This window comes from Pseudomonas sp. A2 (assembly GCF_023100865.1).
GTDB lineage: Bacteria > Pseudomonadota > Gammaproteobacteria > Pseudomonadales > Pseudomonadaceae > Aquipseudomonas > Aquipseudomonas asiatica.
Map to the genome: position 1 here is coordinate 5,279,384 of NZ_CP039127.1, position 26,709 is coordinate 5,306,092.

At 63.0% G+C, this 26,709-nt stretch carries 20 protein-coding genes; 13 read left to right on the forward strand and 7 right to left on the reverse strand.

Going from position 1 to position 26,709, the window contains the following annotated elements; all coding sequences use genetic code 11:
• Positions 1 to 15: 15 nt before the first annotated feature.
• The 12 genes from gluQRS (at position 16) to E5221_RS24510 (ending at position 18,362) form a co-directional block, all read left to right on the forward strand.
• Positions 16 to 903 carry a tRNA glutamyl-Q(34) synthetase GluQRS gene (gluQRS, locus tag E5221_RS24455; RefSeq protein ID WP_024087757.1) on the forward strand — a complete coding sequence of 296 codons (888 nt, stop codon included), beginning with the start codon at positions 16 to 18 and terminating at the stop codon, positions 901 to 903.
• A gap of 245 nt (positions 904 to 1,148) precedes the next feature.
• A complete protein-coding gene (locus E5221_RS24460) occupies positions 1,149 to 1,325 on the forward strand; it encodes a hypothetical protein (RefSeq protein ID WP_003250005.1) in 177 nt (58 codons plus the stop codon).
• Positions 1,309 to 4,284 carry a sensor histidine kinase gene (locus E5221_RS24465; RefSeq protein WP_023661523.1) on the forward strand — a complete coding sequence of 992 codons (2,976 nt, stop codon included), beginning with the start codon at positions 1,309 to 1,311 and terminating at the stop codon, positions 4,282 to 4,284. Before E5221_RS24460 ends, E5221_RS24465 begins: the two co-directional genes overlap by 17 nt.
• A gap of 4 nt (positions 4,285 to 4,288) precedes the next feature.
• Complete coding sequence (locus E5221_RS24470) at positions 4,289 to 5,731, forward strand: sigma-54 dependent transcriptional regulator (RefSeq protein WP_061551391.1); 1,443 nt, start codon at positions 4,289 to 4,291, stop codon at positions 5,729 to 5,731.
• 891 nt (positions 5,732 to 6,622) lie between these two features.
• Complete coding sequence (locus E5221_RS24475; protein ID WP_015271847.1) at positions 6,623 to 8,011, forward strand: polynucleotide adenylyltransferase PcnB; 1,389 nt, start codon at positions 6,623 to 6,625, stop codon at positions 8,009 to 8,011.
• Positions 8,008 to 8,487 (forward strand): 2-amino-4-hydroxy-6-hydroxymethyldihydropteridine diphosphokinase, encoded by a 480-nt coding sequence (gene folK, locus E5221_RS24480; RefSeq protein WP_013974273.1) that lies wholly within the window; start codon positions 8,008 to 8,010, stop codon positions 8,485 to 8,487. Before E5221_RS24475 ends, folK begins: the two co-directional genes overlap by 4 nt.
• A 262-nt stretch (positions 8,488 to 8,749) precedes the next feature.
• Positions 8,750 to 9,550: a 3-methyl-2-oxobutanoate hydroxymethyltransferase gene (panB, locus tag E5221_RS24485; RefSeq protein WP_061551389.1), complete on the forward strand. Its 801-nt coding sequence runs from the start codon at positions 8,750 to 8,752 to the stop codon at positions 9,548 to 9,550.
• On the forward strand, positions 9,547 to 10,410 hold the full coding sequence (gene panC / locus E5221_RS24490) for a pantoate--beta-alanine ligase (RefSeq protein WP_013974275.1): 864 nt from the start codon (positions 9,547 to 9,549) through the stop codon (positions 10,408 to 10,410). Before panB ends, panC begins: the two co-directional genes overlap by 4 nt.
• A 227-nt stretch (positions 10,411 to 10,637) precedes the next feature.
• Positions 10,638 to 12,302: a glucose-6-phosphate isomerase gene (gene pgi / locus E5221_RS24495; RefSeq protein WP_061551387.1), complete on the forward strand. Its 1,665-nt coding sequence runs from the start codon at positions 10,638 to 10,640 to the stop codon at positions 12,300 to 12,302.
• 198 nt (positions 12,303 to 12,500) lie between these two features.
• Positions 12,501 to 14,435, forward strand: coding sequence for an acetate--CoA ligase (gene acs, locus E5221_RS24500; protein ID WP_182330298.1), 1,935 nt, complete (start codon positions 12,501 to 12,503; stop codon positions 14,433 to 14,435).
• Positions 14,436 to 14,477: 42 nt separating this feature from the next.
• On the forward strand, positions 14,478 to 15,347 hold the full coding sequence (locus E5221_RS24505) for an oxygenase MpaB family protein (protein WP_061551385.1): 870 nt from the start codon (positions 14,478 to 14,480) through the stop codon (positions 15,345 to 15,347).
• Positions 15,348 to 15,425: 78 nt separating this feature from the next.
• Positions 15,426 to 18,362 carry a DUF748 domain-containing protein gene (locus tag E5221_RS24510; protein WP_247846575.1) on the forward strand — a complete coding sequence of 979 codons (2,937 nt, stop codon included), beginning with the start codon at positions 15,426 to 15,428 and terminating at the stop codon, positions 18,360 to 18,362.
• Between the two features lie 121 nt (positions 18,363 to 18,483).
• Here the strand turns inward: E5221_RS24510 and E5221_RS24515 are convergent, their stop codons facing one another.
• A complete protein-coding gene (locus E5221_RS24515; protein WP_010955354.1) occupies positions 18,484 to 18,897 on the reverse strand; it encodes a VOC family protein in 414 nt (137 codons plus the stop codon).
• 60 nt (positions 18,898 to 18,957) lie between these two features.
• Here E5221_RS24515 and E5221_RS24520 point away from each other — a divergent pair, with 60 nt between their 5' ends.
• A complete protein-coding gene (locus tag E5221_RS24520; RefSeq protein ID WP_061551382.1) occupies positions 18,958 to 19,260 on the forward strand; it encodes a putative quinol monooxygenase in 303 nt (100 codons plus the stop codon).
• Between the two features lie 78 nt (positions 19,261 to 19,338).
• Here E5221_RS24520 and E5221_RS24525 read toward each other — a convergent pair whose 3' ends face one another.
• From E5221_RS24525 to infB, 6 genes are all read right to left on the reverse strand, one after another.
• Positions 19,339 to 19,689 (reverse strand): BON domain-containing protein, encoded by a 351-nt coding sequence (locus E5221_RS24525; RefSeq protein WP_013974282.1) that lies wholly within the window; start codon positions 19,687 to 19,689, stop codon positions 19,339 to 19,341.
• Between the two features lie 264 nt (positions 19,690 to 19,953).
• Entirely contained in the window at positions 19,954 to 22,059 is a 2,106-nt protein-coding gene (gene pnp, locus E5221_RS24530; protein ID WP_013974283.1) for a polyribonucleotide nucleotidyltransferase, read from the reverse strand.
• 250 nt (positions 22,060 to 22,309) lie between these two features.
• Positions 22,310 to 22,579, reverse strand: a complete 270-nt coding sequence (gene rpsO, locus E5221_RS24535; protein ID WP_003249971.1) for a 30S ribosomal protein S15 — start codon at positions 22,577 to 22,579, stop codon at positions 22,310 to 22,312.
• 147 nt (positions 22,580 to 22,726) lie between these two features.
• Entirely contained in the window at positions 22,727 to 23,644 is a 918-nt protein-coding gene (gene truB / locus E5221_RS24540) for a tRNA pseudouridine(55) synthase TruB (RefSeq protein ID WP_013974284.1), read from the reverse strand.
• A 3-nt stretch (positions 23,645 to 23,647) separates the two neighbouring features.
• Entirely contained in the window at positions 23,648 to 24,046 is a 399-nt protein-coding gene (gene rbfA / locus E5221_RS24545) for a 30S ribosome-binding factor RbfA (RefSeq protein WP_003258061.1), read from the reverse strand.
• Positions 24,047 to 24,161: 115 nt separating this feature from the next.
• Positions 24,162 to 26,702, reverse strand: coding sequence for a translation initiation factor IF-2 (gene infB, locus E5221_RS24550; protein WP_024087764.1), 2,541 nt, complete (start codon positions 26,700 to 26,702; stop codon positions 24,162 to 24,164).
• Positions 26,703 to 26,709 lie beyond the last annotated feature (7 nt).

Sequence of the window (26,709 nt, forward strand, 5' to 3'; positions counted from 1 at the left end):
ATGCCCAGCCTGACCATGACCCACTCAAGCTACATCGGGCGTTTCGCCCCCACCCCCAGCGGCTTCCTGCACTTCGGCTCGCTGGTCGCCGCCCTCGCCTCCTGGCTCGATGCCCGCGCCGTGAACGGCCGCTGGCTGCTGCGCATGGAAGACACCGACCCGCCTCGGGAAATGCCCGGTGCTCGCGATGCGATCCTGCAGACCCTGGAGCGCTACGGCCTGGAGTGGGACGGCGAAGTGGTGTTCCAGAGCCAGCGGCACGATGCCTATGCCGCGGTAGTCGACCGCCTGTTCAACATGGGCCTGGCCTACGCCTGCACCTGCTCGCGCAAGCAGCTTGAGGGTTACAACGGTATCTACCCGGGCCTTTGCCGCAATGCCGGGCATGCTAGGGATGGCGCGGCGATCCGCCTGCGCGTGCCAGAGCTGATCTACCGCTTTACCGACCGCGTACAGGGCGAATTCCAGCAGCACCTGGGGCGTGAAGTGGGCGATTTCGTCATCCAGCGCCGCGACGGACTGTATGCCTACCAACTGGCGGTGGTACTGGACGATGCCTGGCAAGGTGTTACCGACATCGTGCGTGGCGCCGACCTGCTCGACAACACCCCGCGCCAGCTGTACCTGCAAGAGTTGCTGGGCTTCTCGCAGCCGCGTTACCTGCATATTCCGCTGATCGTGCAGCCGGACGGGCACAAGCTGGGCAAGTCGTACCGCTCGCCGCCGCTGCAGGCGGACCAGGCGACACCGCTGTTGCTGCGGGCGTTGCGGGCGCTGGGGCAGAAAGCCGACCCCGAGTTGCTGCTGGCAACGCCGGCGGAGGTATTGGCGGTAGCTCGCAAGCAGTGGCGGCCCGAGGCGATTGCACAGCGGACCACGGTGCCAGAGGCTGATTTGCGTTGAGGCAGGCCCGGCCCTTTCGCGGGTAAACCCGCTCCCACAGGGCCCTCACCACACCTGAGGAAAGCGCATTACCTGTGGGAGCGGGTTCACCCGCGAAGAGGCCGGCACAAGCAACCCACCCCTCAAAAACAAAAGCCCAATAAATTCAACCTCTTGGCGAACACTATGGATTCCCGCTAGCATCCCCCCAGCCATTTGCGCCAATAATAAGTCCAAGCCCGCAGCGCCCAACCATCGAGGCCAGCATGTACATCTATCGTTTGGTCCTGCTTCTGGTCGTGGGGATCTACCTGTTCTCCCCGGCCATCATGGACTGGTGGATCGAACCGACCGGAGCCTGGTATCGCCCTTACCTGCTCTGGCTGATCCTGATCGTCGTCACCTTCATCCTGCAGAGCCAACGAGATGCCGATGAGCTTTAGCCTGACCCAGATGATCCTGATCAGCGCCGCGTACCTCATGGTGCTGTTCGGTGTGGCCTGGATCAGCGAGCGGGGGTTGATCCCGCGCTCGATCATTCGCCACCCGCTGACCTACACCCTGTCGCTGGGCGTATACGCCAGTGCCTGGGCCTTCTATGGCTCGGTGGGCCTGGCCTACCAGTACGGCTACGGCTTCCTTGCCTGTTACCTGGGGGTGTCCGGCGCGTTCCTGCTGGCGCCAGTGCTGCTCTATCCGATCCTGAAGATCACCCGTACCTACCAGCTGTCCTCGTTGGCCGACCTGCTGGCGTTCCGCTTTCGCAGCACCTGGGCCGGGGCGCTGACCACCATCATCATGCTCATCGGCGTTCTGCCCTTGCTGGCCCTGCAGATCCAGGCGGTAGCCGACTCGATCAGCATCCTTACCGGTGAGCCGGTCAAGGCACGTGTGGCCTTCGCCTTCTGTACGCTCATCATCTTGTTCACCATCTTCTTCGGCTCGCGGCACATCGCCACACGCGAAAAGCACGAAGGGCTGGTGTTCGCCATCGCCTTCGAGTCGGTGATCAAGCTGCTGGCCCTGGGCGGTATCGGCCTGTATGCCCTGTATGGCGTGTTCGGCGGCCCGCACGAACTGGAAGTGTGGCTGCTGCAGAACCAGACCGCCCTGGCCGCTCTGCATACGCCGCTGCAGGAAGGCCCATGGCGCACCTTGCTACTGGTGTTCTTCGCCTCGGCCATCGTCATGCCGCACATGTACCACATGGCCTTCACCGAAAACCTCAACCCGCGCTCGCTGGTCAGCGCCAGCTGGGGCCTGCCGCTGTTCCTGCTGCTGATGAGCCTGGCCGTGCCGCTGGTGCTGTGGGCCGGCCTGCGCCTGGGCGCCACCACCAACCCCGAATACTTCACCCTGGGCCTGGGGCTTGCCGCCAACAACCAGGCACTGGCGCTGCTGGCCTACATCGGCGGCTTGTCGGCCGCCAGCGGGCTTATCATCGTCACAACCCTGGCGCTGTCGGGCATGGCCCTCAACCACCTGGTGCTGCCGCTGTACCAGCCGCCGGCCGAAGGCAACATCTACCGCTGGCTGAAGTGGACCCGCCGCGCGCTGATCGTCGCCATCATCACCGCCGGCTTCATGTTCTACCTCACCCAGAACAACCACCAGAGCCTGGCCAACCTGGGCATCGTCGCCTTCGTGGCCACATTGCAGTTCCTGCCGGGCGTGCTGTCGGTACTGTACTGGCCGACTGCCAACCGCCGTGGCTTCATCGCCGGCCTGCTGGCCGGCACCCTGGTGTGGATGGTGACCATGCTGCTGCCATTGCTGGGCAACCTGCAGGGCTTCTACATCCCGCTGCTGGACATGATCTACGTGCTGGACGACACCAGCTGGCACATGGCGGCCATCGCCTCGCTGGCGGCCAACGTGCTGTTGTTCACCCTGATCTCGCTGTTCACCAACGCCAGCAACGAAGAGGTAAGCGCCGCCGAAGCCTGCGCAGTGGACAATGTGCGCCGCCCGCAACGCCGCGAGCTGCACGCCGCCTCGCCACAGGAGTTCGCCACCCAACTGGCCAAGCCGCTGGGCGCCAAGGCCGCACAGAAGGAAGTGGAACAGGCCCTGCGCGATCTCTACCTGCCGTTCGACGAGCGCCGCCCCTATGCCTTGCGCCGCCTGCGCGACCGCATCGAGGCCAACCTGTCCGGCCTGATGGGGCCGAGCGTGGCCCAGGACATGGTCGAGACCTTCCTGCCGTACAAGTCCGGTAACGAAAACTACGTGACCGAGGACATCCACTTCATCGAAAGCCGCCTGGAAGACTACCACTCGCGCCTGACCGGCCTGGCCGCCGAGCTTGACGCCCTGCGCCGCTACCACCGCCAGACCCTGCAGGAACTGCCCATGGGCGTCTGCTCGCTGGCCAAGGACCAGGAAATCCTGATGTGGAACAAGGCCATGGAAGAGCTCACCGGCATCGCCGCCAAGCACGTGGTCGGCTCGCGCCTGGTCACCATCAGCGAACCCTGGCGCGGCCTGCTGCAAGGCTTCATCAACGTGCCAGACGAGCACCTGCACAAGCAGCGCCTGGCGCTGGACGGCCAGCCGCGCTGGCTGAACCTGCACAAGGCGGCCATCGACGAGCCGCTGGCCCCGGGCAACAGCGGCCTGGTACTGCTGGTGGAGGATCTTACCGAAACCCAGGCCCTGGAAGACAAATTGGTGCACTCCGAACGCCTGGCCAGCATCGGCCGTCTGGCCGCCGGCGTGGCCCACGAAATCGGCAACCCGATCACCGGCATCGCCTGCCTGGCGCAGAACCTGCGCGAAGAGCGTGAGGGCGATGGCGAAATCATCGAGCTGTCCAGCCAGATTCTCGAACAGACCAAGCGGGTATCGCGCATCGTCCAGTCGCTGATGAGTTTCGCCCATGCCGGCGGCAGCCACCAGAACAGCGAAGAACCGGTATGCCTGGCCGAAGTGGCGCAGGACGCCATCGGTCTGCTGGCGTTGAACCGGCGCAATTTCGAAGTACAGTTCTTCAACCTCTGCGACCCGGAGCACTGGGCCGAAGGGGACCCGCAGCGCCTGGCCCAGGTGCTGATCAACCTGCTCTCCAACGCCCGCGACGCATCAAAGCCCGGCAGCGCCGTGCGCGTGCGCAGCGAAGTCAGCGAGCACACCGTCGACCTGATCGTCGAAGATGAGGGCAGCGGGATCCCGAAGAACATCATGGACCGCCTGTTCGAACCCTTCTTCACCACCAAGGACCCGGGCGAAGGAACCGGACTGGGGCTTGCTCTGGTCTATTCCATCGTGGAAGAGCATTATGGGCAAATCACCATCGACAGCCCGGCCGATATCGAACGGCAACGTGGCACCCGGATCCGCGTGACCCTGCCCCGGCATGTCGTAGCGACGTCCCCTGAAATTCGAGACCGTCGAGAGAATTGAATCAATGCCGCACATTCTGATCGTCGAAGACGAAACCATCATCCGCTCGGCCTTGCGTCGCCTGCTCGAACGGAACCAGTACCAGGTCAGCGAAGCCGGCTCGGTGCAGGAAGCCCAGGAACGCTTCAGCATTGCCACCTTCGACCTGATCGTCAGCGACCTGCGCCTGCCAGGCGCACCCGGCACCGAACTGATCAAGCTCGGCCAAGGCACCCCGGTGCTGATCATGACCAGCTACGCCAGCCTGCGCTCGGCGGTAGACTCGATGAAAATGGGCGCGGTGGACTACATCGCCAAGCCCTTCGACCACGACGAGATGCTGCAAGCGGTGGCGCGTATCCTGCGCGACCGGCAGAACGCTCCGGCTGCCGCACCGGCGGCCGAGCCACGCGCCACCAATGGCAAGGCCGCCCCGGCCGACAAAGGCAGCGCGGCAGCCGCCAATGGCGAAATCGGCATCATCGGCTCGTGCCCGCCGATGCAGGACATGTACAGCAAGATCCGCAAGGTCGCGCCCACCGATTCCAACGTGCTGATCCAGGGCGAGTCGGGCACCGGTAAAGAGTTGGTCGCACGCGCCCTGCACAACCTGTCGCGTCGGGCCAAGGCACCAATGATTTCGGTGAACTGTGCGGCCATTCCCGAGACACTGATCGAGTCCGAGCTGTTCGGCCACGAGAAAGGCGCGTTCACCGGCGCCAGCGCCGGGCGCGCTGGCCTGGTGGAGGCTGCCGATGGCGGTACCCTGTTCCTCGACGAAATCGGCGAACTGCCGCTGGAAGCCCAGGCCCGCCTGCTGCGCGTGCTGCAGGAAGGCGAGATTCGCCGGGTGGGTTCGGTACAGTCGCAAAAGGTCGATGTACGCCTGATCGCCGCGACCCACCGCGACCTGAAGAACCTGGCCAAGGCCGGCCAGTTCCGTGAAGACCTGTATTACCGCCTGCACGTGATCGCCCTGAAATTGCCTGCCCTGCGCGAGCGCGGCAGCGACGTCAACGAGATTGCCAGCGCCTTCCTAGCCCGCCAGAGCGCGCGCATCGGCCGCGACGACCTGCACTTCTCGGCCGAAGCCGAGCAGGCCATTCGTCACTACAGCTGGCCGGGTAACGTGCGAGAGCTGGAAAACGCCGTTGAGCGCGCGGTGATCCTCAGCGAGAGTGCGGAAATTTCCGCCGACCTGCTGGGCATCGACATTGAGCTGGGTGACCTGGAAGAGGACGAAATCCTCGATAACGCCCTAGTCGGGGCCAGTACGGCCAATGCCAGCCATGAGCCTACCGAGGACCTGTCGCTGGAAGATTACTTCCAGCACTTCGTGCTCGAGCACCAGGACCACATGACCGAGACCGAGCTGGCCCGCAAGCTCGGGGTCAGCCGCAAGTGCCTGTGGGAACGCCGCCAGCGCCTGGGTATCCCGCGGCGCAAGAGCAACGCTACCAGCGAGTAACCGCGCTGCCTGGGCGGGAGGTTCCTCCTGCCCTGATCCCTCTCTATCTGCCGTTCCGGCCTCTTCGCGGGTGAACCCGCTCCCACAGAAATCTCACTGCCCTCAAGGGTGGTGCAATCCTTGTAGAAGCCGGCTTACCGAGATTTAGCGAAACCTGCGCAGTCTCTGTGGGAGCGGGCGTGCCCGCGAAAGGGCCAGCAAAGCCAGCGCACACACCCCGGTAACACATCAGCCCCCGCAAAAATCTGTTACCCAAGCTTTCCGCCGTAACAGTTCCCGAGGCGTACGGTAACGAAATTTCGACATTTTCGACCGCTGAAAAACTGCTCGCCACCTCCAACCCCTTGATTTTACTGAGTTTGCAAAAGTTGGCACGGCACCTGCTATATGTCTGGTACAAGAACAATAACAAGCACTGCAACTCAGAATAAGAACAAGACGAAACGGCTCACGCACAATAAAAACAAGACGGCGGAGGCGCAGCTAACTGATTCTTTTGGAGAGGATGCGTGTTTGGGGCTTGCCCCACAACCAGGCAGAGAACAATAAAAACTGCACTAAAAAGCAGCGCCTGAACTGGTTGGATCGACAGATCAACGTGACATCAGCGACCAAAGCAATCCGTTTGCTCTTAACCCCTGGATTGGGGGTCGTCCACAAGCTTCGAGATTTGTGGACAGGGCACTCAACAAAAACAAGAAGCCCAGCAGAAAAACAATAAGAGCACGCAACGACTTCTTGGGGAGCTTAGGCTCCCCTTGTCGTTTCTACCCTTCCGGCAGGCATCCTGCTACCCGCCTACACCATTCCTTGAGTAAATGCTAGAATCCCCGCCCATCATGCGGCCATTCTCCTATTCTTGGCCGAACATTCCTTCAAACAGTGCATCCCATGCTGAAGAAGCTGTTCCAGTCGTTCCGCCCGCCCGTACCGGGCCCGCACCACAGGCGCACCACGCCTGAGGTGATCAACAAGAGCCAGCACTCGCTGCAACGCCACCAGTTCAGCCGCCATGCGGTGAACATCGTGGAACGCCTGCAGAGCGCCGGTTACCAGGCTTACCTGGTCGGTGGCTGTGTCCGCGACCTGATGCTGGGCATCACGCCGAAAGACTTCGACGTCGCCACCAGTGCCACCCCCGAACAGGTCCGTGCCGAGTTCCGCAACGCGCGCATCATTGGCCGCCGCTTCAAGCTGGTCCACGTGCATTTCGGCCGTGAGATCATCGAAGTCGCCACCTTCCGCGCCCACCACTCGGAAGACGACCAGGGCGACAGCCACCGTTCGTCGCACAATGCCAGTGGCCGCATCCTGCGTGACAACGTCTACGGCACCCTGGAAGAGGACGCGCAACGTCGCGACTTCACCATCAACGCCCTGTACTACGACCCGGTCAGCGAGCGCATCCTCGACTACGCCAACGGCGTGCACGATATTCGCAACCGCCTGCTGCGCCTGATCGGTGACCCTACCCACCGCTACCAGGAAGACCCGGTGCGCATGCTGCGCGCGGTGCGTTTCGCCGCCAAGCTCGACTTCGGCATCGAAAAGCACACGGTCCAGCCGATCCGCGAGCTGGCCCCACTGCTGCGCGAGATTCCGCCAGCGCGCCTGTTCGAAGAGAGCCTCAAGCTGTTCCTCTCCGGCCAGGGCGCCATCGTCTTCGAGATGCTGGTCGACCTGCAGTTGTTCGAGCCGCTGTTCCCGGCCAGTTCGCATGCCCTGGACGAGCGCCCGACCTACACCCACACGCTGATCAGCCAGGCGCTGAACAACACCGACCTGCGCGTGAAGCAAGGCAAACCGGTAACCCCGGCCTTCCTCTTCGCCGCGCTGCTGTGGCCAGCCCTGCCGGCCCGCGTGCTGCACCTGCAGAACCAGGGCGTGCCGCCGATCCCGGCCATGAACGGTGCGGCCCACGACCTGATCGCCGAGCAATGCGCACGCATCGCCATCCCCAAGCGCTTCACCCTGCCGATCCGCGAGATCTGGGACATGCAGGAGCGCCTGCCCCGCCGCAGCGGCAAGCGCGCCGACATGCTGCTGGACAACCCGCGCTTCCGTGCCGGCTACGACTTCCTGCTGCTGCGCGAAAGCGCCGGGGAAGAAACCGACGACCTCGGCCAGTGGTGGACCGACTACCAGGATGCCAACGACAGCGAGCGCCGCGAGATGATCCGCGAGTTGGGCAGCCGTGACGAAGGCACCGGTGCCGGCCCGCGCAAACGCAAGCGTAGCGGTGGCAAGCGCAAGCGCAGTGGCGACGAGGCGTTCGAGTGAGTACCCGCGCCTATATCGGCCTGGGCAGCAACCTGGACGCACCTGCCGAGCAGCTGCGCAGCGCCTTGCAGGCCCTCGACCAGGTCGAAGCCACACGCCTGGTGGCGGCCTCGGCCCTGTACACCAGCGATTCGCTGCTGCCCGGCCAGCCGCGCTACACCAACGCCGTCGCCGCCCTGGACACCGCCCTGCCACCGCTGGCCCTGCTCGATGCACTGCAGGCCATCGAGAACGATCAGGGCCGCGTGCGCAAGGAACGCTGGGGCCCGCGCACACTGGACCTGGACATCCTGCTGTTCGGCGACCAGGTGCTTGATGAGCCGCGCCTGAAAGTACCGCATTACCACATGCATGCCCGGCCTTTTGTGCTGTACCCGCTGGCGGAACTGGTACCGGGCGATTTCCGCCTGGCCGACGGCCGCGCCCTTGCGCAACTGCTTGACGACTGCCCGTTCGTCGGCCTGGAACGCCTGTAAACCGGGCGTTCCAGCCTTGCACACTGGCGCGGTAACGCCAGTAACACCCTGATCGTAACAATGCGGTAACAGGGTGATTGACTTCCCCCACCTCGCTCACGACTATAGGCGTCCCGTGTGGCACCAAAGTGCCGCATACCCGTATTTAGGCCCGGACGGACCTGTGCCCGAACATCACGCGCGATGATGTGCCGCTCCGGAAAATGACTACACGCGTTGAATGCAGTCGTTTCTTACAGCGCCTGAACGAGGAATTTCCTACATGCCTGAAGTAACCCTGACCACCCTCAATGGCCTCAAGGCCAAGGGTGAAAAAATCACCATGCTGACCTGCTACGACGCGACCTTCGCCAAGGCTGCCAGCCAGGCCGGTGTCGAAGTGTTGCTGGTGGGCGACTCGCTGGGCATGGTCCTGCAAGGCCACGACAGCACACTGCCGGTGACCACCGCAGACATGGCCTACCATACAGCCAGCGTCAAACGTGGCAACGACGGTGCGCTGATCCTTGCCGACCTGCCGTTCATGGCGCACGCTACACCAGAGCTGGCCTTTGCCAACAGCGCCACGCTGATGCAGGCCGGCGCCCACATGATCAAGATCGAAGGCGCTGCCTGGCTGGCCGAGACCATCCGCCTGCTGGCCGAGCGTGGCGTGCCAGTATGCGCGCACATGGGCCTGACACCGCAGACTGTCAACGTGATGGGCGGCTACAAGGTCCAGGGTCGCCAGGAAGCCCAGGCCCGGCAGATGCGCGCCGACGCGATCGCCCTGGAACAGGCCGGTGCAGCCATGCTGCTGCTCGAATGCGTGCCCAGCGAACTGGCGGCGGAAATCACCAGTGCCGTATCCATCCCGGTGATCGGCATTGGCGCCGGCAGCGGCACCGATGGCCAGGTCCTGGTCCTGCACGACATGCTCGGCCTGTCGCTGAGCGGCCGCGTACCGAAGTTCGTGAAGAACTTCATGCAAGGCCAGCCGGATATCCACAGCGCCCTCGTCGCTTACGTCGAGGCGGTCAAGCAAGTCAGCTTCCCAGGCAGCGAACACGGGTTCAGTGCATGAATACAGTCAAGACCGTCCGTGAACTGCGCGCCGCAGTCGCCCGCGCCCGCGGTGAAGGCAAGCGCATCGGCTTCGTGCCTACCATGGGCAACCTGCACAGCGGCCATGCCGCCCTGGTGACCAAGGCTGCACAGCGCGCCGATTTCGTGGTCGCCAGCATCTTCGTCAACCCGCTGCAGTTCGGCGCCAACGAAGATCTCGACAAGTACCCGCGCACCCTGGCCGCCGACCAGGAGCGCCTGCTCCAGGCTGGCTGCAATCTGCTATTCGCGCCCAGCGTCGAAGAGATGTACCCCGACGGCATGAGCGTGCAAACCCGCGTCAGCGTACCCCACCTTTCCGAAGGCCTGTGCGGCGCCAGCCGGCCCGGTCATTTCGAAGGCGTGGCCACCGTGGTCAGCAAGCTGTTCAACATGGTCCAGCCCGACCTTGCCGTGTTCGGTGAAAAGGACTTCCAGCAGCTGGCGGTGATCCGCGCCATGGTGCGCGACCTGAACATGCCGATCCAGATCATCGGCGAGCCCACCGTGCGGGCCGAGGACGGCCTGGCGCTGTCGTCGCGTAACGGCTACCTCACGCCGGAGCAGCGTGCTACGGCACCTGCGCTGTACCGCACGCTACAGCATATCGCTGGGGCCATCCGCCATGGCCAGCGGGACTTTGCCGCACTGGTTGCCGAAGGCAAGGCGCAGTTGACCGCCGCGGGTTTCCGCCCGGATTACCTTGAGGTGCGTCATGCGGTAAGCCTGCGACCCGCGATGATCGATGATCGTGATCTGGTGGTGATTGCGGCGGCTTACCTGGGTAACACACGGTTGATCGACAACCTGTACCTTCATCTGGAAGAGAAGACCGCGTAACGGCCCGGGGCTGCCTTGCAGCCCATTCGCAGCACAAGGCTGCTCCTACAGAAACCACCTTCTTCTGTAGGAGCAGCCTTGTGCTGCGAGTGGGGCGCAAAGCGCCCCCAAATTCCCCCGCCATACCCATTCCCTGCAAGTGGCCTTTGCCTATAATGGTGCCAGCCTGAACCCGGCAATGAGTGCCGTGTCCAAGGTCTCACCACGCACCAAGGGAACCCCGCGCAATGGCGTATTACCGTACACCCCACGATGTCACGGCCCTGCCCGCCTGGCAGGCGCTTCAGCAACACCGCGACGCCATGCAAGGTTTCAGCATGCGCGAAGCCTTCGCCGCCGATACCAAGCGCTTCGACCAGTTCTCCCTGAGCTCCTGCGGCCTGTTCCTCGACTACTCGAAAAACCTGATCACCGAACAAAGCCGCGACCTGCTGGTGAACCTGGCCAACGAAGTGGGCCTGCAGGACGCCATCAAGTCGATGTTCAGCGGCGAAATCATCAACGCCTCCGAAGGTCGCCCGGTGCTGCACACCGCCCTGCGCCGGCCGGTAGGCGACAAGCTCAGCGTCAACGGCGTGAACGTCATGCCGGAAGTGCACAAGGTACTCAACCAGATCACCGAACTGGTCGGCCGCATCCACGACGGGCTGTGGCGCGGCTACAGCGAAAAACCGATCACCGACGTGGTCAACATCGGCATCGGTGGCTCGTTCCTCGGCCCCGAGCTGGTGTCCGAGGCGCTGCTGCCCTACGCCCAGCGCGGCGTGCGCTGCCACTACCTGGCGAACATCGACGGCAGTGAGTTCCACGAGCTGTCGGCCAACCTGCGCGCCGAAACCACCCTGTTCATCGTCTCGTCGAAGTCGTTCAACACCCTCGAGACCTTGAAGAACGCAATGGCCGCGCGTACCTGGTACCTGGCCCAGGGCGGCTCGGAAGCCGAGCTGTACCGCCACTTCATCGCCGTTTCCAGCAACAAGGCCGCCGCCGTGGCCTTCGGCATCCGCGAAGAAAACATCTTCCCGATGTGGGACTGGGTGGGCGGGCGCTACTCGCTGTGGTCGGCCATCGGCCTGCCGATCGCCCTGGCCATCGGTACCGCCAACTTCAAGGAACTGCTGTCCGGTGCCTACACCATGGACCAGCACTTCCAGACCGCGCCGTTCGACAAGAACATGCCGGTGCTGCTGGCCCTGCTGGGCGTGTGGTACGGCAACTTCTGGGGCGCCCAGAGTCACGCGATCCTGCCGTACGACCACTACCTGCGCAACATCACCAAGCACCTGCAACAGCTGGACATGGAGTCCAACGGCAAGAGCGTGCTGCAGGACGGCACCCCGGTGAAGACCGACACCGGTCCGGTTATCTGGGGTGGCGTCGGCTGCAACGGCCAGCATGCCTACCACCAGCTGCTGCACCAGGGCACTCAGCTGATTCCGGCCGACTTCATCGTGCCGGTGGTGAGCTTCAACCCGGTGGCCGACCATCATCAGTGGCTGTACGCCAACTGCCTGTCGCAGAGCCAGGCGCTGATGTTGGGCAAAACCCGCGAGGAAGCCGAGGCAGAGCTGCGTGGCAAAGGCCTGAACGAAGCGGACATCGAAAAGCTGGCCCCGCACAAGGTGATCCCGGGCAACCGCCCGAGCAACACCCTGGTGGTGGAACGCATCAGCCCGCGCCGCCTGGGCGCGCTGGTGGCGATGTACGAGCACAAGGTGTTCGTGCAGAGCGTGATCTGGGGCATCAACGCTTTCGACCAGTGGGGCGTGGAGCTGGGCAAAGAATTGGGCAAGGGCGTTTACCAACGCCTGGTCGGCAGCCTGGAAGACAGCGCCGAAGATGGTTCCACCCAAGGCCTGATCAACTACTTCCGCGGCCGTCACCGCGGTTGATCTGAAACCTTCGCCAACTTCTTCGCGGGCTCGCCCGCTCCCTCAGGTACCGTACAGGCCTCAAGAACTGTTCAGTACCTGTGGGAGCGGGCGAGCCCGCGAAGAGGCCGGCTCAGGTTGAACACCTCTCCCAGCTACACTGTCCTATCGAATAGCCGTTGCAGTCCATCGCCCCTTACAAGAGCAGGACCACCCGCCATGTTCGATATCCGCAACTACCCCCAGGCCCTGGCCGTCAGCCAGTCCGCCGCCCTAACCCCCGACGAGTACCGCCGCCTCTACCGCCAGTCGGTGGATGACCCCGACACATTCTGGGCCGAACAGGCCAAGCGCCTGGAGTGGTTCAAGCCCTGGTCGAGCGTGCAGCAATGCGACCTGAAGACCGGCAGCGCCCGCTGGTTCGACGGCGCCCAGCTCAACGTCAGCTACAACTGCATCGACCGCCACCTGGCCCGACGCGGCGAACAGACCGCCCTGCTGTGGGAAGGCGATGACCCCAAGGATTCCAAGACCATCACCTACCGCGAACTGCACCGCCAGGTCTGCCGCCTGGCCAATGCATTGAAAGCACGCGGGGTGAAGAAAGGCGACAGGGTGTGCATCTACATGCCGATGATCCCCGAGGCCGCCTTCGCCATGCTTGCCTGCACCCGCATCGGTGCCATCCACTCGGTGGTGTTCGGCGGCTTCTCGCCCGATGCCTTGCGCGACCGTATCCTCGATGCCGACTGCCGTACGGTGATCACCGCCGATGAAGGTGTGCGCGGCGGCAAACGCATCCCACTGAAGCAGAACGTCGACAAGGCCCTGGCCAGTTGCCCCGCGGTCAGCAGCGTATTCGTGGTGCGCCGTACCGGCGGCGATATCGTCTGGGCCGAAGGCCGTGACCTCTGGTACCACGAGGCAACGGAAAAGGCCGGCGACGACTGCGTTCCCGAGCCGATGGGTGCAGAAGACCCGCTGTTCATCCTCTACACCTCCGGCAGCACCGGCAAACCCAAAGGCGTGCTGCACACTACCGGCGGCTACCTGCTGCAGGCCACCCTCACCTTCAAGGTGGTGTTCGACTACCGTGACGGCGAGGTGTTCTGGTGCACCGCCGATGTCGGCTGGGTAACCGGCCACAGCTACATCGTCTATGGCCCGCTGGCCAATGGCGCGATCTCGCTGATGTTCGAAGGCGTGCCCAACTACCCGGACACCTCGCGCTTCTGGCAAGTGGTGGACAAACACAAGGTGAACATCTTCTACACCGCCCCGACCGCCCTGCGCGCGTTGATGCGCGAGGGCTCCGCGCCGCTGCAGAGTACTTCACGCCAGAGCCTGCGCCTGCTGGGCAGCGTCGGCGAGCCGATCAACCCGGAAGCCTGGGAGTGGTATTTCGAAGAAGTCGGGCTAAAGCGCTGCCCCATCGTCGATACCTGGTGGCAGACCGAGACAGGCGGCATCATGCTCACCCCGCTGCCCGGCTCGCAGTCGCTCAAGCCCGGCTGTGCCACCCAGCCCATGTTCGGCGTACAACCAGTGCTGCTGGACGAAAAGGGCAAGCTCATCGAGGGCCCCGGTGCCGGCCTGCTGGCGATCAAGGCCAGCTGGCCCGGGCAGATCCGAAGTGTCTATGGCGACCATCAGCGCATGGTCGACACCTACTTCAAGCCGATGCCCGGCTATTACTTCACCGGCGACGGTGCCCGCCGCGATGCCGATGGAGACTACTGGATCACCGGGCGTATCGATGACGTGATCAACGTTTCCGGTCATCGTATCGGTACCGCCGAAGTGGAAAGCGCGCTGGTGCTGCATGACAGCGTTGCCGAAGCGGCGGTGGTCGGTTACCCCCACGACCTCAAGGGCCAAGGCGTTTACGCCTTCGTCACACCGATGAATGGTGTAACACCGGACGACGCGCTCAAGGCCGAGCTACTGGCCCTGGTCAGCAAGGAAATCGGCAGTTTCGCCAAGCCCGAGCTGATCCAGTGGGCTCCGGCGCTGCCCAAGACACGCTCAGGCAAGATCATGCGGCGTATACTGCGCAAGATCGCCTGCAACGAACTCGACAACCTGGGCGATACCTCGACCCTGGCCGACCCCAGCGTGGTGCAGGGCCTGATCGACAAACGCCTCAACCAGTAACCGGCGGCCGTTGCCCATGGCCGCCCTGAACCACAGGTCGCCATGGAAGCCCTTCGCCGCCGCATCGAAACCCAGGTCATGAGCCTTACCGGGCTGGCCCTCGGCCAGCTCGACCTGGAATCGCCCAAAGGTGACCCCGGGCTGTTCGGCCCGCACAGCATCAGCTGGCGGATACATGGCGACTTCCCGAGCATGCTGGTCGGTGGCATCAGTGCCCTCATGCTGCAGTTGCTGCACCCGCTGGCCCTGGCCGGGGTGTGGGACCATTCCAACTTCCGTGAAGACCTGCTCGGTCGCCTGCGCCGCACCAGCCAATTCATCTCGGGCACCACCTTCGGCGCCACCCGCGATGCCGAGTGGCTGATCGACAAGGTGCGTACCATCCACCTGCAGGTAACCGGCACCGCGCCGGATGGCCGCCCGTATGCGGCCAGCGACCCGGACCTGCTGACCTGGGTGCACGTGGCGGAAGTCAGCAGCTTTCTCGCCGCCCACCTGCGTTACCGCAACCCGCACCTTGCGCGCGCCGAGCAGGATGCCTACTACGCAGAGATCGCATTGATTGCCGAGCGCCTTGGCGCCCGCGACGTGCCGCGCTCGTGCCAGCAGGTCGAGGACTATCTGCAGCGCATGCGTCCGCAGTTGCACTGCGACGCACGCAGCCATGAGGTGGTCGGCATCCTGCTCGATGCCCCCGCCCCCAGCCGCTTGGCACAGCCGGTGGGCAAGCTGATGCTGCACGCCGGCGTCGACCTGCTGCCGGGCTGGGCCCAGACCATGCTCGGGCTACAGCACGGTCCGTTGCAGCGGCGCATGATCCGCCTGGGCCTGCAACGCACTGCGCCAGTACTGCGCTGGGCGATGCGTGACGGCTCGGCGCACCGGGCCAAACGGCGCATGGGTATTGAATGAGGTCAACTGGTCACCTCAGCGGAACTGATTTAACGTGCCATACTCCAAGCTCTCCTGCTTAGACAGACGAAGCGACACATGTACAAAGGATTGACTCGCGCCGCTGGCGCACTGCTGGCCCTGGTAGCCCTCTACAGCCTTCTTGGCTTTTTCGTTCTCCCCGGTGTCGCGCTGCGCATCGCCAACCAACAGTTGGCCCAGTACGCAACCGTGCCTGCCCACCTCGAACGGATCGAATTCAACCCCTTCAGCCTCGAGCTGACACTGTGGGGCCTGCAGATCGGCGAGCCTGGCAAGGAGCAGGTCGGCTTCGACCGGCTGTACGCCAACCTTTCGCTCGACAGTCTATGGAGCGGTGCCCTGCACCTGGACGCAGTGGAACTGGTCAAACCGCGCAACGAAGTGCTGTTCGCCAAGGACGGGACTCTCAACCTGACCCGCCTGTTCAAACTGCCAGCCAGCGAAGCCAAGCCTGACGAGCCACCCAGCGACCCGTTCCCACTACGCATCGGCAGCATCAAGCTCAGCGATGGCTACCTGCACTTCGAGGACCTGCGCCCGAGCGAGCCGATCGAGTTCCTCTACGACAACATGAACCTGGAGCTGAAAAACCTCAGCACCCTGCCCAACGACAATGCCGACATGACCCTGGTGGCCATCGGCCCCAACGGCGGGCGCATCGACTGGAAAGGCACCCTTAGCCTGGCGCCAATCGCCTCTGAAGGCACACTGAAGATCACCGAAGGCAAGATGAAGGCATTCTGGCCCTATGTGCGCGATTCCGTGCCACTGGTGCTGGAAGACGGCGTGGTCAGCCTCGACACCCACTACAAGCTCAACCTCGCCAAGCAGACCGAACTGTTGCTGGACAACGCGTCGGTGCGCATCGCCCCGTTTGCCATCAAGGCCCCGGATGGCCGCCCGCTGGCACGCCTGGCCAGCCTGGAGGTAAGCGAAACCTCGGTCGACCTGGTCAAGCAGTTGGTCACCGTGGGCAAGATTCGCAGCGAAAAACTGGAAACCTGGGCTGCGCTGGAAAAGGACGGCCAACTCGACTGGCAGAAGCTGTTCGCCAGCCAGCCGGCCAAGGCCACGCCGAAGGAAAAGGCCGAGCCGGCAGCCGCCGAACCCACGCCCGAACAGCAAGCCGCCAAGGAGCCGAGCAAACCCTGGCAGGTGCTGCTCAAGGACGTGCAACTGCGTAACTACCTGGTGCACCTGGCAGACCGTACTCAGAAGGAGCCGGTGGCCCTCGACGTCGGCCCGCTCAACGCCGACCTGCAAGGTTTCGACAGCCTCAATAAATCGCCCTTCACCCTCAAGCTCGATACCGGCGTGGGCAAGCAAGGCAAACTGCAAGCGGCCGGCCAGGTAAACCTGGCGCCCATCTGGGCCAAGCTGGACGTGAGCACCCGCGATATCGACCTGCGGGTGGCCCAGGCCTATATCAGCCCGTTCATCCTGCTGGAGCTGCGCAGCGGCATGCTCGCCAGCGACCTCAAGGTCGACCTGAAAAACACTGCACCGCTGGCCTTCAGCGTTACCGGCAAGGCGCAGGTCAGCCAGCTGCACACCCTCGACACCATCAAGAGCCGTGACTTCGTCAAATGGCAGCAGGTGAACGTCGACGGCCTGTCCTACGTGCACGGCGATGCGCTGTCGATCGACAAAGTGACCCTGCTGCAACCCTATGCGCGTTTCATCATCAACGAAGACCGCACGACCAACATCAACGACCTGCTGATCCCGCAGCCGGCCGGCGCCCCGGCGACCAGCCAGGCCAAGCCGGCCTCCGCCGGCAACGACAAGCCGCTGGGCATCCACATCGGCCAGATCGACATCAACGACGGCTCGGCCAACTTCGCCGACCTATCCCTCACCCCCAACTTCGCCACGGCCATCCAGCAGCTGAACGGCCGGATCGGCACCATCGACAATCGCAAGCCGGTGCCGGCCAAGGTCGACGTCAAGGGCAAGGTCGACCGCTACGCGCCGGTCACCATCAAAGGCGCCCTCAACCCGTTCAACCCGCTGGCCAGCCTGGATATCGCCACCAGCTTCAAGCGGGTCGAGTTGACCACACTCACACCCTACTCCGGCAAGTTCGCCGGCTTCCGTATCCGCAAGGGCCGGCTCAACCTCGACCTGCATTACCTGATCACCAATGGCCAGCTGAAGGCCGAGAACAAGGTGGTGGTTGAGCAGTTGCAGTTGGGCGAGAAGGTCGACAGCCCGGACGCAGTGGACCTCCCTATCCGCCTGGCGGTGGCACTGCTGAAGGATACAGAAGGCAAGATCTCGATCGAGCTGCCGGTATCCGGAGACCTCAACAACCCGCAGTTCAGCGTGATGCCGATCGTCTGGCAAACACTGCGCAACCTGGTGTTGCGTGCGGCGCAGGCGCCGTTCAAGTTCATTGGCGGGCTGGTTGCCGGCGGTGGCTCGGAAGATCTGGGCAATGTGTCCTTCGCCCCGGGCTCCAGCGAGCTTAGTGGCGACGCCCAGGCATCGTTGGACAAATTGGCGTCGGCCCTGAAGGAACGCCCGGAGCTGCGCCTGGAAATCGAAGGCACCAGCGCCCAGGCCAGCGACGGCCCGCTGATCGCCCAGCAGCGCCTGGAGCGTGAGTACCAGGCCACCTGGTACAAGATCCTGCAGCGCCGCGGTGACAAGGTGCCGGCCAATGCCTCGATGCTGGTGGTCGACGACAGCGAAAAACCGGCGATGCTCGAAGGCATCTACCGTAACCGCCTGAAGCAACAGCCGCCTGCGGAATGGGAACAACTGGGCCGCGACGAGCGCACCGCCAAGCTGCGCGAGGCGGTGATCAAGTCCTGGGCCGAAAGTACTGCGCTGCTGCGCACACTTGGCCAGGAGCGGGCCAGCAGCATCAAGGATTACCTGGTAGACAAAGGCCAGCTGGAAGATGACAGGGTGTACTTCATCGATACCAACCTGGGCCAGGCCGAGAGCGATGGGCGGGTGGTGACGCCGATGCATCTGGATGCCGAGTAACTTCTACTAGCAGGGCTGGCCTCTTCGCGGGTAAACCCGCTCCCACAAGGTATGCGCCGGCCTTGAGCTGTGCGCGATCCCTGTGGGAGCGGGCAAGCCCGCGAAGAGACCGGTACAGGCCTCACACCAACCGCTGCCCCGACACCGCCGGGTGGTACAACGGCTGCACCTTGTTCCCTGCCGGGTCCAGCAGGTGGAAGCTGCGCGCCCCGTCACCATGGTTGAACGGCCGGTCCAGCAGGGTCACGCCATGGGCCTTGAAATACTGGTACCAGGCCTCCAGCTCCTCCACGCTATCGACGATGAACCCATAGTGGTCCAAGGTCTGCAACCCATTGGCCGCCCCAGCCCCGCGCCCCAGCGACAGGTTGTCGTTACCACAAGTGAGATACACCAGGTCTTCGTTGGCGCGGTTCAGCACTTCCATGCCCAGCACATCGACGTAGAAGCGTTCGCACTCCTCCAGGTTGGGCACCAACAAGGCAATATGGCGCAGGCCGTTCAGGCGGCCAGGGCGTGCAGGCAATTCGGACATTGGCGAGGCTCCATTTTTGTATACAATTCACAATAGAATTTAAAACAAAAGGAGAGCCTTGTGTATAGTCTGTTCATCAAGACCCGTGTGAAGTCCGGTTGCGCCGAGGATTTCCTGACCGCGATCAAGGTCAATGCCGCGGCTTCCGTCTCCACCGAACCTGGTTGCCTGGTGTTCGATGTGTCGCAGGACCGCGTCGACCCGGAGGTGATCTACCTGTACGAGATCTACCGCGACGATGCAGCCTATGAAGCGCATACCCAGACCGCGCACTTTCGCGATAGCCGGCCATTGGTCGAGCCGCTGATCGTCGAGCAAGAATGCTTCGAGAGCGATGTGATCGCGCGTAACCCGGTGTACTAGCCGCCAATGAAAAGCCCCGGCAAATAGCCGGGGCTCGGAGCGAAGGTGGCCAAATCCGTTTGGCCGACGGGACATTCCTTATTCGGCTTTCAGGCCGTCAGACATGACGCTTTTCACGCCCTTGATGTTCTTGGTGATGCGTACTGCTTCTTCTTTCTGGGATTGAGTGATCGCCACGTCAGACGACAGCGAGACGACGCCTTGGCTGGTCTCGACTTTGATGTCGCTGCCTGGAATACCTTTTTCAGTCAGCAAGTCCGCTTTCACCTTGGTAGTGATCCAGGTGTCGGAACCTTCCTGCTTGGCGTTATCCACGGTGTTGGCAGCCAACATGACTGGAGCCTGGGTTGGCTCCGCAGCGAATGCGCCGTTAGCCATGGTCAGGGTCAGGGCGGTAGCAGTAGCGGCAGCAATGGCGAACTTCTTCATGTGAGTCACTCCTGTTTTTTCGAAAGGTCTGCGCCGTATGTCCTGGCGTCAGATATGGAGGTAGTTGCATGCGCTGTGCCAGCTTTTCCGTCTCGACTTTTTCCTTTAAAATCAATAAGTTAGCGAAAAACCAGCATTCCCGTCGTCGTGCATTTTGCAATCTGCACGGTAAACCTGCATGCAAGATGCAAGTCCGCAAAAGGTTCCCTTTCGCCCATGAAAAAAGGGCCCCGAAGGGCCCTTTTCCTGTTGCGTGGCGGTCGCTTAGACGCCCGAGGCCTTGGCCGCGGCAACGTCCTTGATCGACAGCTTGATACGGCCGCGGTTATCCACGTCCAGTACCAGTACTTCGACTTCCTGGCCTTCTTTCAGGATGTCGGTGACCTTCTCGACGCGAGCATCGCTCAGCATGGAGATGTGCACCAGGCCGTCCTTGCCAGGCAGGATGTTTACGAACGCACCGAAGTCGACGATGCGCTCGACCTTGCCGACGTAGATCTTGCCGATCTCGGCTTCGGCGGTAATGCCCAGGATGCGTTGCTTGGCAGCATCTGCCGCTTCCTTGGTTTCGCCGAAGATCTTGATCGAGCCATCGTCTTCGATGTCGATCGAAGCCTTGGTCTCTTCGCAGATGGCGCGAATGGTGGCGCCGCCTTTACCGATGACGTCACGGATCTTGTCGGTGTCGATCTTCATCGCGATCATGGTCGGGGCGTTGGCCGACAGCTCGCTACGCGACTGGGCGATGATCTGGTTCATCTGGCCGAGGATATTCAGGCGCGCTTCCAGGGCCTGGCCCAGGGCGATCTCCATGATCTCTTCGGTGATACCGTTGATCTTGATGTCCATCTGCAGCGCGGTAACACCCTTGGCGGTACCGGCTACCTTGAAGTCCATGTCGCCCAGGTGGTCTTCGTCACCCAGGATGTCGGTCAGGACGGCGAACTTGTCACCTTCCTTGACCAGGCCCATGGCGATACCGGCAACCGGTGCCTTCATCGGTACACCAGCGTCCATCAGGGCCAGGGAAGCACCACAGACCGAAGCCATGGAGCTGGAACCGTTGGATTCGGTGATTTCCGATACCACGCGGATGGTGTACGGGAACTCGCTGTCGCTCGGCAGCATGGCCTGCACGCCACGACGGGCCAGGCGGCCGTGGCCGATTTCACGACGGCCAGCGCCGCCCATGCGACCGCACTCACCCACCGAGAATGGCGGGAAGTTGTAGTGCAGCATGAACGGGTCTTTTTTCTCGCCTTCCAGGGTGTCCAGCAGCTGGGCGTCACGGGCAGTACCCAGGGTCGCAACGACCAGGGCCTGGGTTTCGCCACGGGTGAACAGCGCCGAACCGTGAGTCTTCGGCAATACGCCGACTTCGATGTTCAGCGGGCGCACGGTGCGGGTGTCACGACCGTCGATACGCGGTTTGCCGTTGACGATGTTCTCACGGACGGTGCGGTATTCCAGCTCGCCGAAGATTTCCTTGATGGCGCCGGCGGACGGGCCGGTCTCTTCGTTGCTCAGACGGGCAACAGCCTCGTCGCGCAGCTGGCCCAGGCGATTGTAGCGGTCAGCCTTCTGGGTGATGGTGTAGGCCTGCGAAACGGCTTCGCCGAACTCGGCGCGTACCAGGTTCATCAGCTCGACGTTGGCCGGGGCTGGCTGCCAGTCCCAGGTCGGCTTGCCGGCTTCGGCAGCCAGTTCCTTGACGGCCTGGATCACGGCCTGGAATTCGTCGTGGGCGAACAGCACGGCGCCCAGCATCTGGTCTTCGGTCAGCTCTTTGGCTTCCGACTCAACCATCAGTACAGCCGATTCGGTACCGGCAACGACCATGTCCAGGCTCGAGGCAGCCAGTTGCTCGTAGGTCGGGTTCAGCAGGTAGCCGGTGCTTTCGTGGAAGGCAACGCGAGCGGCGCCGATCGGGCCTTCGAAAGGAATGCCGGAGATGGCCAGGGCGGCCGAGGTACCGATCATCGCAGCGATGTCCGGGTCGGTCTTCTTGCTGGTGGAAACCACGGTGCAGACAACCTGCACTTCGTTCATGAAGCCTTCCGGGAACAGCGGACGGATCGGACGGTCGATCAGGCGCGAGGTCAGGGTCTCTTTCTCGGAAGGACGGCCTTCACGCTTGAAGAAGCCACCCGGGATCTTGCCGGCGGCGTAGGTCTTTTCCTGGTAGTGGACCGACAGCGGGAAGAAGCCCTTGCCTGGATCGGCCTGTTTGGCACCGACCACGGTCACCAGCACGGTGACGTCGTTGTCGACGGTAACCAGCACGGCGCCGGTTGCCTGACGGGCAATACGGCCCGTTTCGAGAGTAACGGTCGACTGACCGAACTGGAATGTCTTGATTACCGGGTTCACGGTTTCCTACCTTTTTTCAGTGGCTCTGGGGGAACTGGTTTCTTGCGAATTCTTGGGCAGAACGGGGAATCGGCCCCATTGACCGTCCAGATACAACACGAGGCTGGGAGCCTGGCACCAAGCGGAAAATCCGCTCAGCATTGCCAGGCTGCCAACCTCGGAGATACGCGTGGCGTGTCCAACGGCAGCACTGCAAAACAGCCCTGCCGAAGCCTGCGACACGCCATGCACACCACTGGCCAGGCCGCTATTAGCGACGCAGACCCAGGCGACCGATCAGGGCGCTGTAACGAGTGGTGTCTTTGCCCTTCAGGTAGTCCAGCAGCTTACGACGCTGGTTGACCATACGGATCAGACCACGACGGGAGTGGTGGTCTTTATCGTTGGCCTTGAAGTGGCCTTGCAGCTTGTTGATGTTGGCGGTCAGCAGAGCAACCTGCACTTCCGGGCTACCGGTATCGCCGGCGGCTTGCTGGTATTCGGCAACGATCTGAGCTTTTTCTTCAACGCTGAGGGCCATTTGGCTTCTCCTGATAACGGATCCCGCATGCGGGGTCCAATAGGCCAGGGACAAATCCCTGTATTAATAAAAAAGGTGTGACCGTGCCTACTGACAGCCACCCTTGGTGCCGTGGGGCCTGGCAATTGCCCGACCCCGCGGTTTCGGTCATTCCGACCGAATCAGCCGACGCGGCGCAATGCGCCCGTCTTCGCTCACTTCACCGATACCGATGAAGCGCGCATTGTGATCCTGTACCCGGACCATGCCAAATTGCGGCGCGTCCGGCGCGCGTACCGCCTGCCCATGCAGCCAGTAAAACGCACTGTGCTCGGACAGGCACACCAGTGGCCAGTCCTGCAGGCCGCTGTCCGAAGGCATCAGGAAGCGGTCGAGCGCTTCGTTGCCACCTTCGGCGTGGGCCTGTTCGAGTTCCTCGAGGGTGACCGTCTGTGCCAGCGCGAAAGGCCCGGCCTGGGTCCTGCGCAGCTCGGCGACATAGGCGCCACAGCCAAGGGCCTCACCGATATCCTCCACCAGGGTGCGGATATAGGTGCCTTTGCTGCATCCTACGCTCAGCCGTGCACGGGTGCCTTCGCACTCGAGCAACTCCAAGCGGCCAATAGTAACAGAACGCGCCTCGCGCTCCACTACCTCTCCTGCACGTGCCAGCTTGTAAAGCGGCTGGCCATCACGCTTGAGCGCCGAGTACATCGGCGGTATCTGGCTGATCTGGCCACGAAAACGCGGCAGCAGGGCCTCGATGTCGGCGCGACCAACGGTCACCTCACGGGTCTGCAGCACTTCACCTTCGGCATCGCCGGTGTTGGTAGTCTGCCCCATCTGCATGACCGTTTCGTAGCCCTTGTCGGAATCGAGCAGGTACTGCGAAAACTTGGTCGCTTCGCCAAAGCACAGCGGCAGCACGCCGGTTGCCAGCGGATCGAGGCTGCCGGTGTGACCGGCCTTTTCCGCGTTGAGCAGCCAGCGCACCTTTTGCAGGGCGGCGTTGGAGGTGAAGCCCAGCGGCTTGTCGAGCAGGATGATGCCGCTGACGTTGCGGCGGATACGTTTGACCTGGGCCACCGCTTACTCCTCGGCGTCCAGCTTGTCGGCATCCTTGTGCAGACGGTCTTCGGCGACCGCGCGCTCGATCAGTGCCGACAGGTGGGCACCTCGGCTGACGCTTTCGTCGAAGTGGAAGTGCAGTTGCGGCACGCTGCGCAGTTGCATCACACGGCCCAGGTGCAGGCGCAGGAAGCTCGCGGCGCTGGTCAGGGCCTTGAGGGTCTGCGGTACGGCGTCGGCGCCGTCCTGGCCCATCACGGTGATGAACACCTTGGCGTGGCCAAGATCACGGCTGACATCGACGGCAGTGATGGTCACCAGGCCGACGCGCGGGTCTTTGACTTCACGGCGGATCAGCTCCGACAGCTCGCGCTGCATCTGGTCGCCGATGCGTTGGGTACGGCTATATTCTTTTGCCATTCTTGCTACCTGTAACTTAAAGCGGCAAACGCCCGGTCAGGCTGAAGCCTGACCGGGCGCTACCTACTGAGGCACTGCCCACCGCCCTGCGGCGGGGCTGGCGCCCTGCTCACCCTTAAAGGGTACGAGCAACCTGGACTTTCTCGAAGACTTCGATCTTGTCGCCGACCTTGACGTCGTTGTAGCTCTTCACGCCAATACCGCACTCCATGCCGTTACGTACTTCGGAGGCGTCGTCCTTGAAGCGACGCAGCGACTCCAGTTCGCCTTCGAAGATCACAACGTCTTCGCGCAGTACGCGGATCGGACGGTTGCGGTACACGGTACCCTCGATGACCATACAGCCAGCGATGGCGCCGAACTTCGGCGAACGGAACACGTCACGTACTTCGGCGACACCCAGGATGTTCTCGCGAACATCGCTGCCGAGCATGCCGGTCAGGGCCTTCTTGACGTCTTCGATGATGTCGTAGATCACGTTGTAGTAACGCATATCCAGACCTTCCTGCTCGACGATCTTGCGCGCGCCGGCATCGGCACGCACGTTGAAGCCGAACAGTACTGCATTCGAAGCCAGCGCCAGGTTGGCGTCGCTTTCGGTGATACCACCGACGCCGCCACCGATCACGCGCACCTGAACTTCGTCGTTGCCCAGGCCCGACAGCGAACCCTGCAGTGCTTCCAGGGAACCACGCACGTCGGTCTTGAGGACGATGTTGAGGGTCTTCTTCTCTTCCTGACCCATGGTCTCGAAGATGTTTTCCAGCTTGCCGGCGTGAGCACGGGCCAGCTTGACCTCGCGGTACTTGCCTTGACGGAACAGGGCAACTTCACGAGCCTTCTTCTCGTCGGCAACCACGGACAGCTCGTCACCGGCTTCCGGGGTACCGTCCAGGCCGAGGATTTCGACCGGGATCGAAGGGCCGGCTTCCTTAACAGGCTTGCCGTTCTCGTCGAGCATGGCGCGCACGCGGCCATAGTTGGAACCGCACAGGACCATGTCGCCCTGACGCAGGGTACCGTCCTGAACCAGGATGGTCGCCACCGGGCCACGGCCCTTGTCCAGGCGAGATTCGACAACCACACCACGACCTGGAGCGGTCGGGGTAGCGGTCAGTTCCAGGATCTCGGCCTGCAGCAGTACAGCCTCGAGCAGTTCGTCGACGCCGGTACCCATCTTGGCCGAAACCTTGACGAACGGAGTATCACCACCCCAGTCCTCGGAGGTCACGCCTTCGACAGCAAGCTCGTTGCGGATGCGATCGATATCGGCACCCGGCTTGTCGATCTTGTTCACTGCAACCACCAGCGGAACGCCAGCTGCCTTGGCATGCTGAACGGCTTCGCGGGTTTGCGGCATCACGCCGTCGTCCGCCGCCACCACCAGGATGACGATGTCGGTAGCCTTGGCACCACGGGCACGCATCGCGGTGAACGCAGCGTGGCCTGGGGTATCGAGGAAGGTGACCATGCCGCGGTCGGTTTCCACGTGGTAGGCACCGATGTGCTGGGTAATACCACCGGCTTCGCCAGCGGCAACCTTGGCACGACGGATGTAGTCGAGCAGCGAGGTCTTACCGTGGTCAACGTGACCCATGACGGTAACGACCGGCGCACGCGATTCGACTTCACCTTCGAACTTCAGCGATTCGGCCAGGGAGTCTTCCAGGGCGGTATCGCTGACCAGGGTCACTTTGTGGCCCAGTTCTTCGGCGACCAGCTGAGCGGTTTCCTGGTCGAGCACCTGGTTGATGGTGACCGGGGTACCCAGCTTGAACATGAACTTGACCACTTCAGCGGCCTTGACCGACATCTGTTGGGCCAGTTCCGAGACGGTGATGGTCTCGCCGATGGTCACGTCACGGATGACTGGACCGGTCGGGTTCTGGAAGCCGTGCTGGTTGCGCTTCTTCAGCTTGCTCTTGCCACCGCGGCCACGGCGTACGCCATCGCTCTCTTCATCGGTGGTGCGCGGTGCGGCACGAGGAGTCGGAGCCTTTTCCTTCTCCTTGACCTTGACCTTGATCGACACGCGCGGGGCCTCGCCACGACGCTCGCCACCACGACGGTCTTCGTCACGGGTGCGGCCTTCGTTGCGACGGGCTTCGTCCTTCTTGCGCTCGGCAGCACGGGCTGCGGCGTCTTCGGACGCCGGGGCGTCGGCAACTACCGGGGCCGGGGCAGCGGCAGGTGCCGCCTCCGGCTTGGCGGCAGGCGCAGGGGCTGCAGCAGCGGTTTCGGCGGCCTGACGGCGAGCCTGCTCTTCGTTGCGCTGGCGAACTTCGGCCTCGACCTTCTCGCGAGCGGCGTTTTCAGCCGCGCGGCGCTCTTCCAGCTCACGCTTCTGCTCAGCCTGGATTTCTTCCGGGCTGCGCTGCACGAATACTTTCTTCTTGCGTACTTCTACGCTGATGCTCTTGCTACCGGCGACACGCAGGGTGCTGGTGGTTTTGCGCTGCAAGGTAATCTTGCGCGGCTCTTCCGCCTTGCTCTTGTGGCTGCTCTTCAAATGAGTCAGCAATGTCTGCTTCTCATTGTCGGTCACTACCTGACCGGCGTCGGTGTGCGGCAGACCTGCCTCACGCATCTGCTGCAGCAGGCGCTCTACCGGTGCCTCGACCTCTTGGGCCAGTTCTTTCACCGTGACTTGCGTCATGCACTTC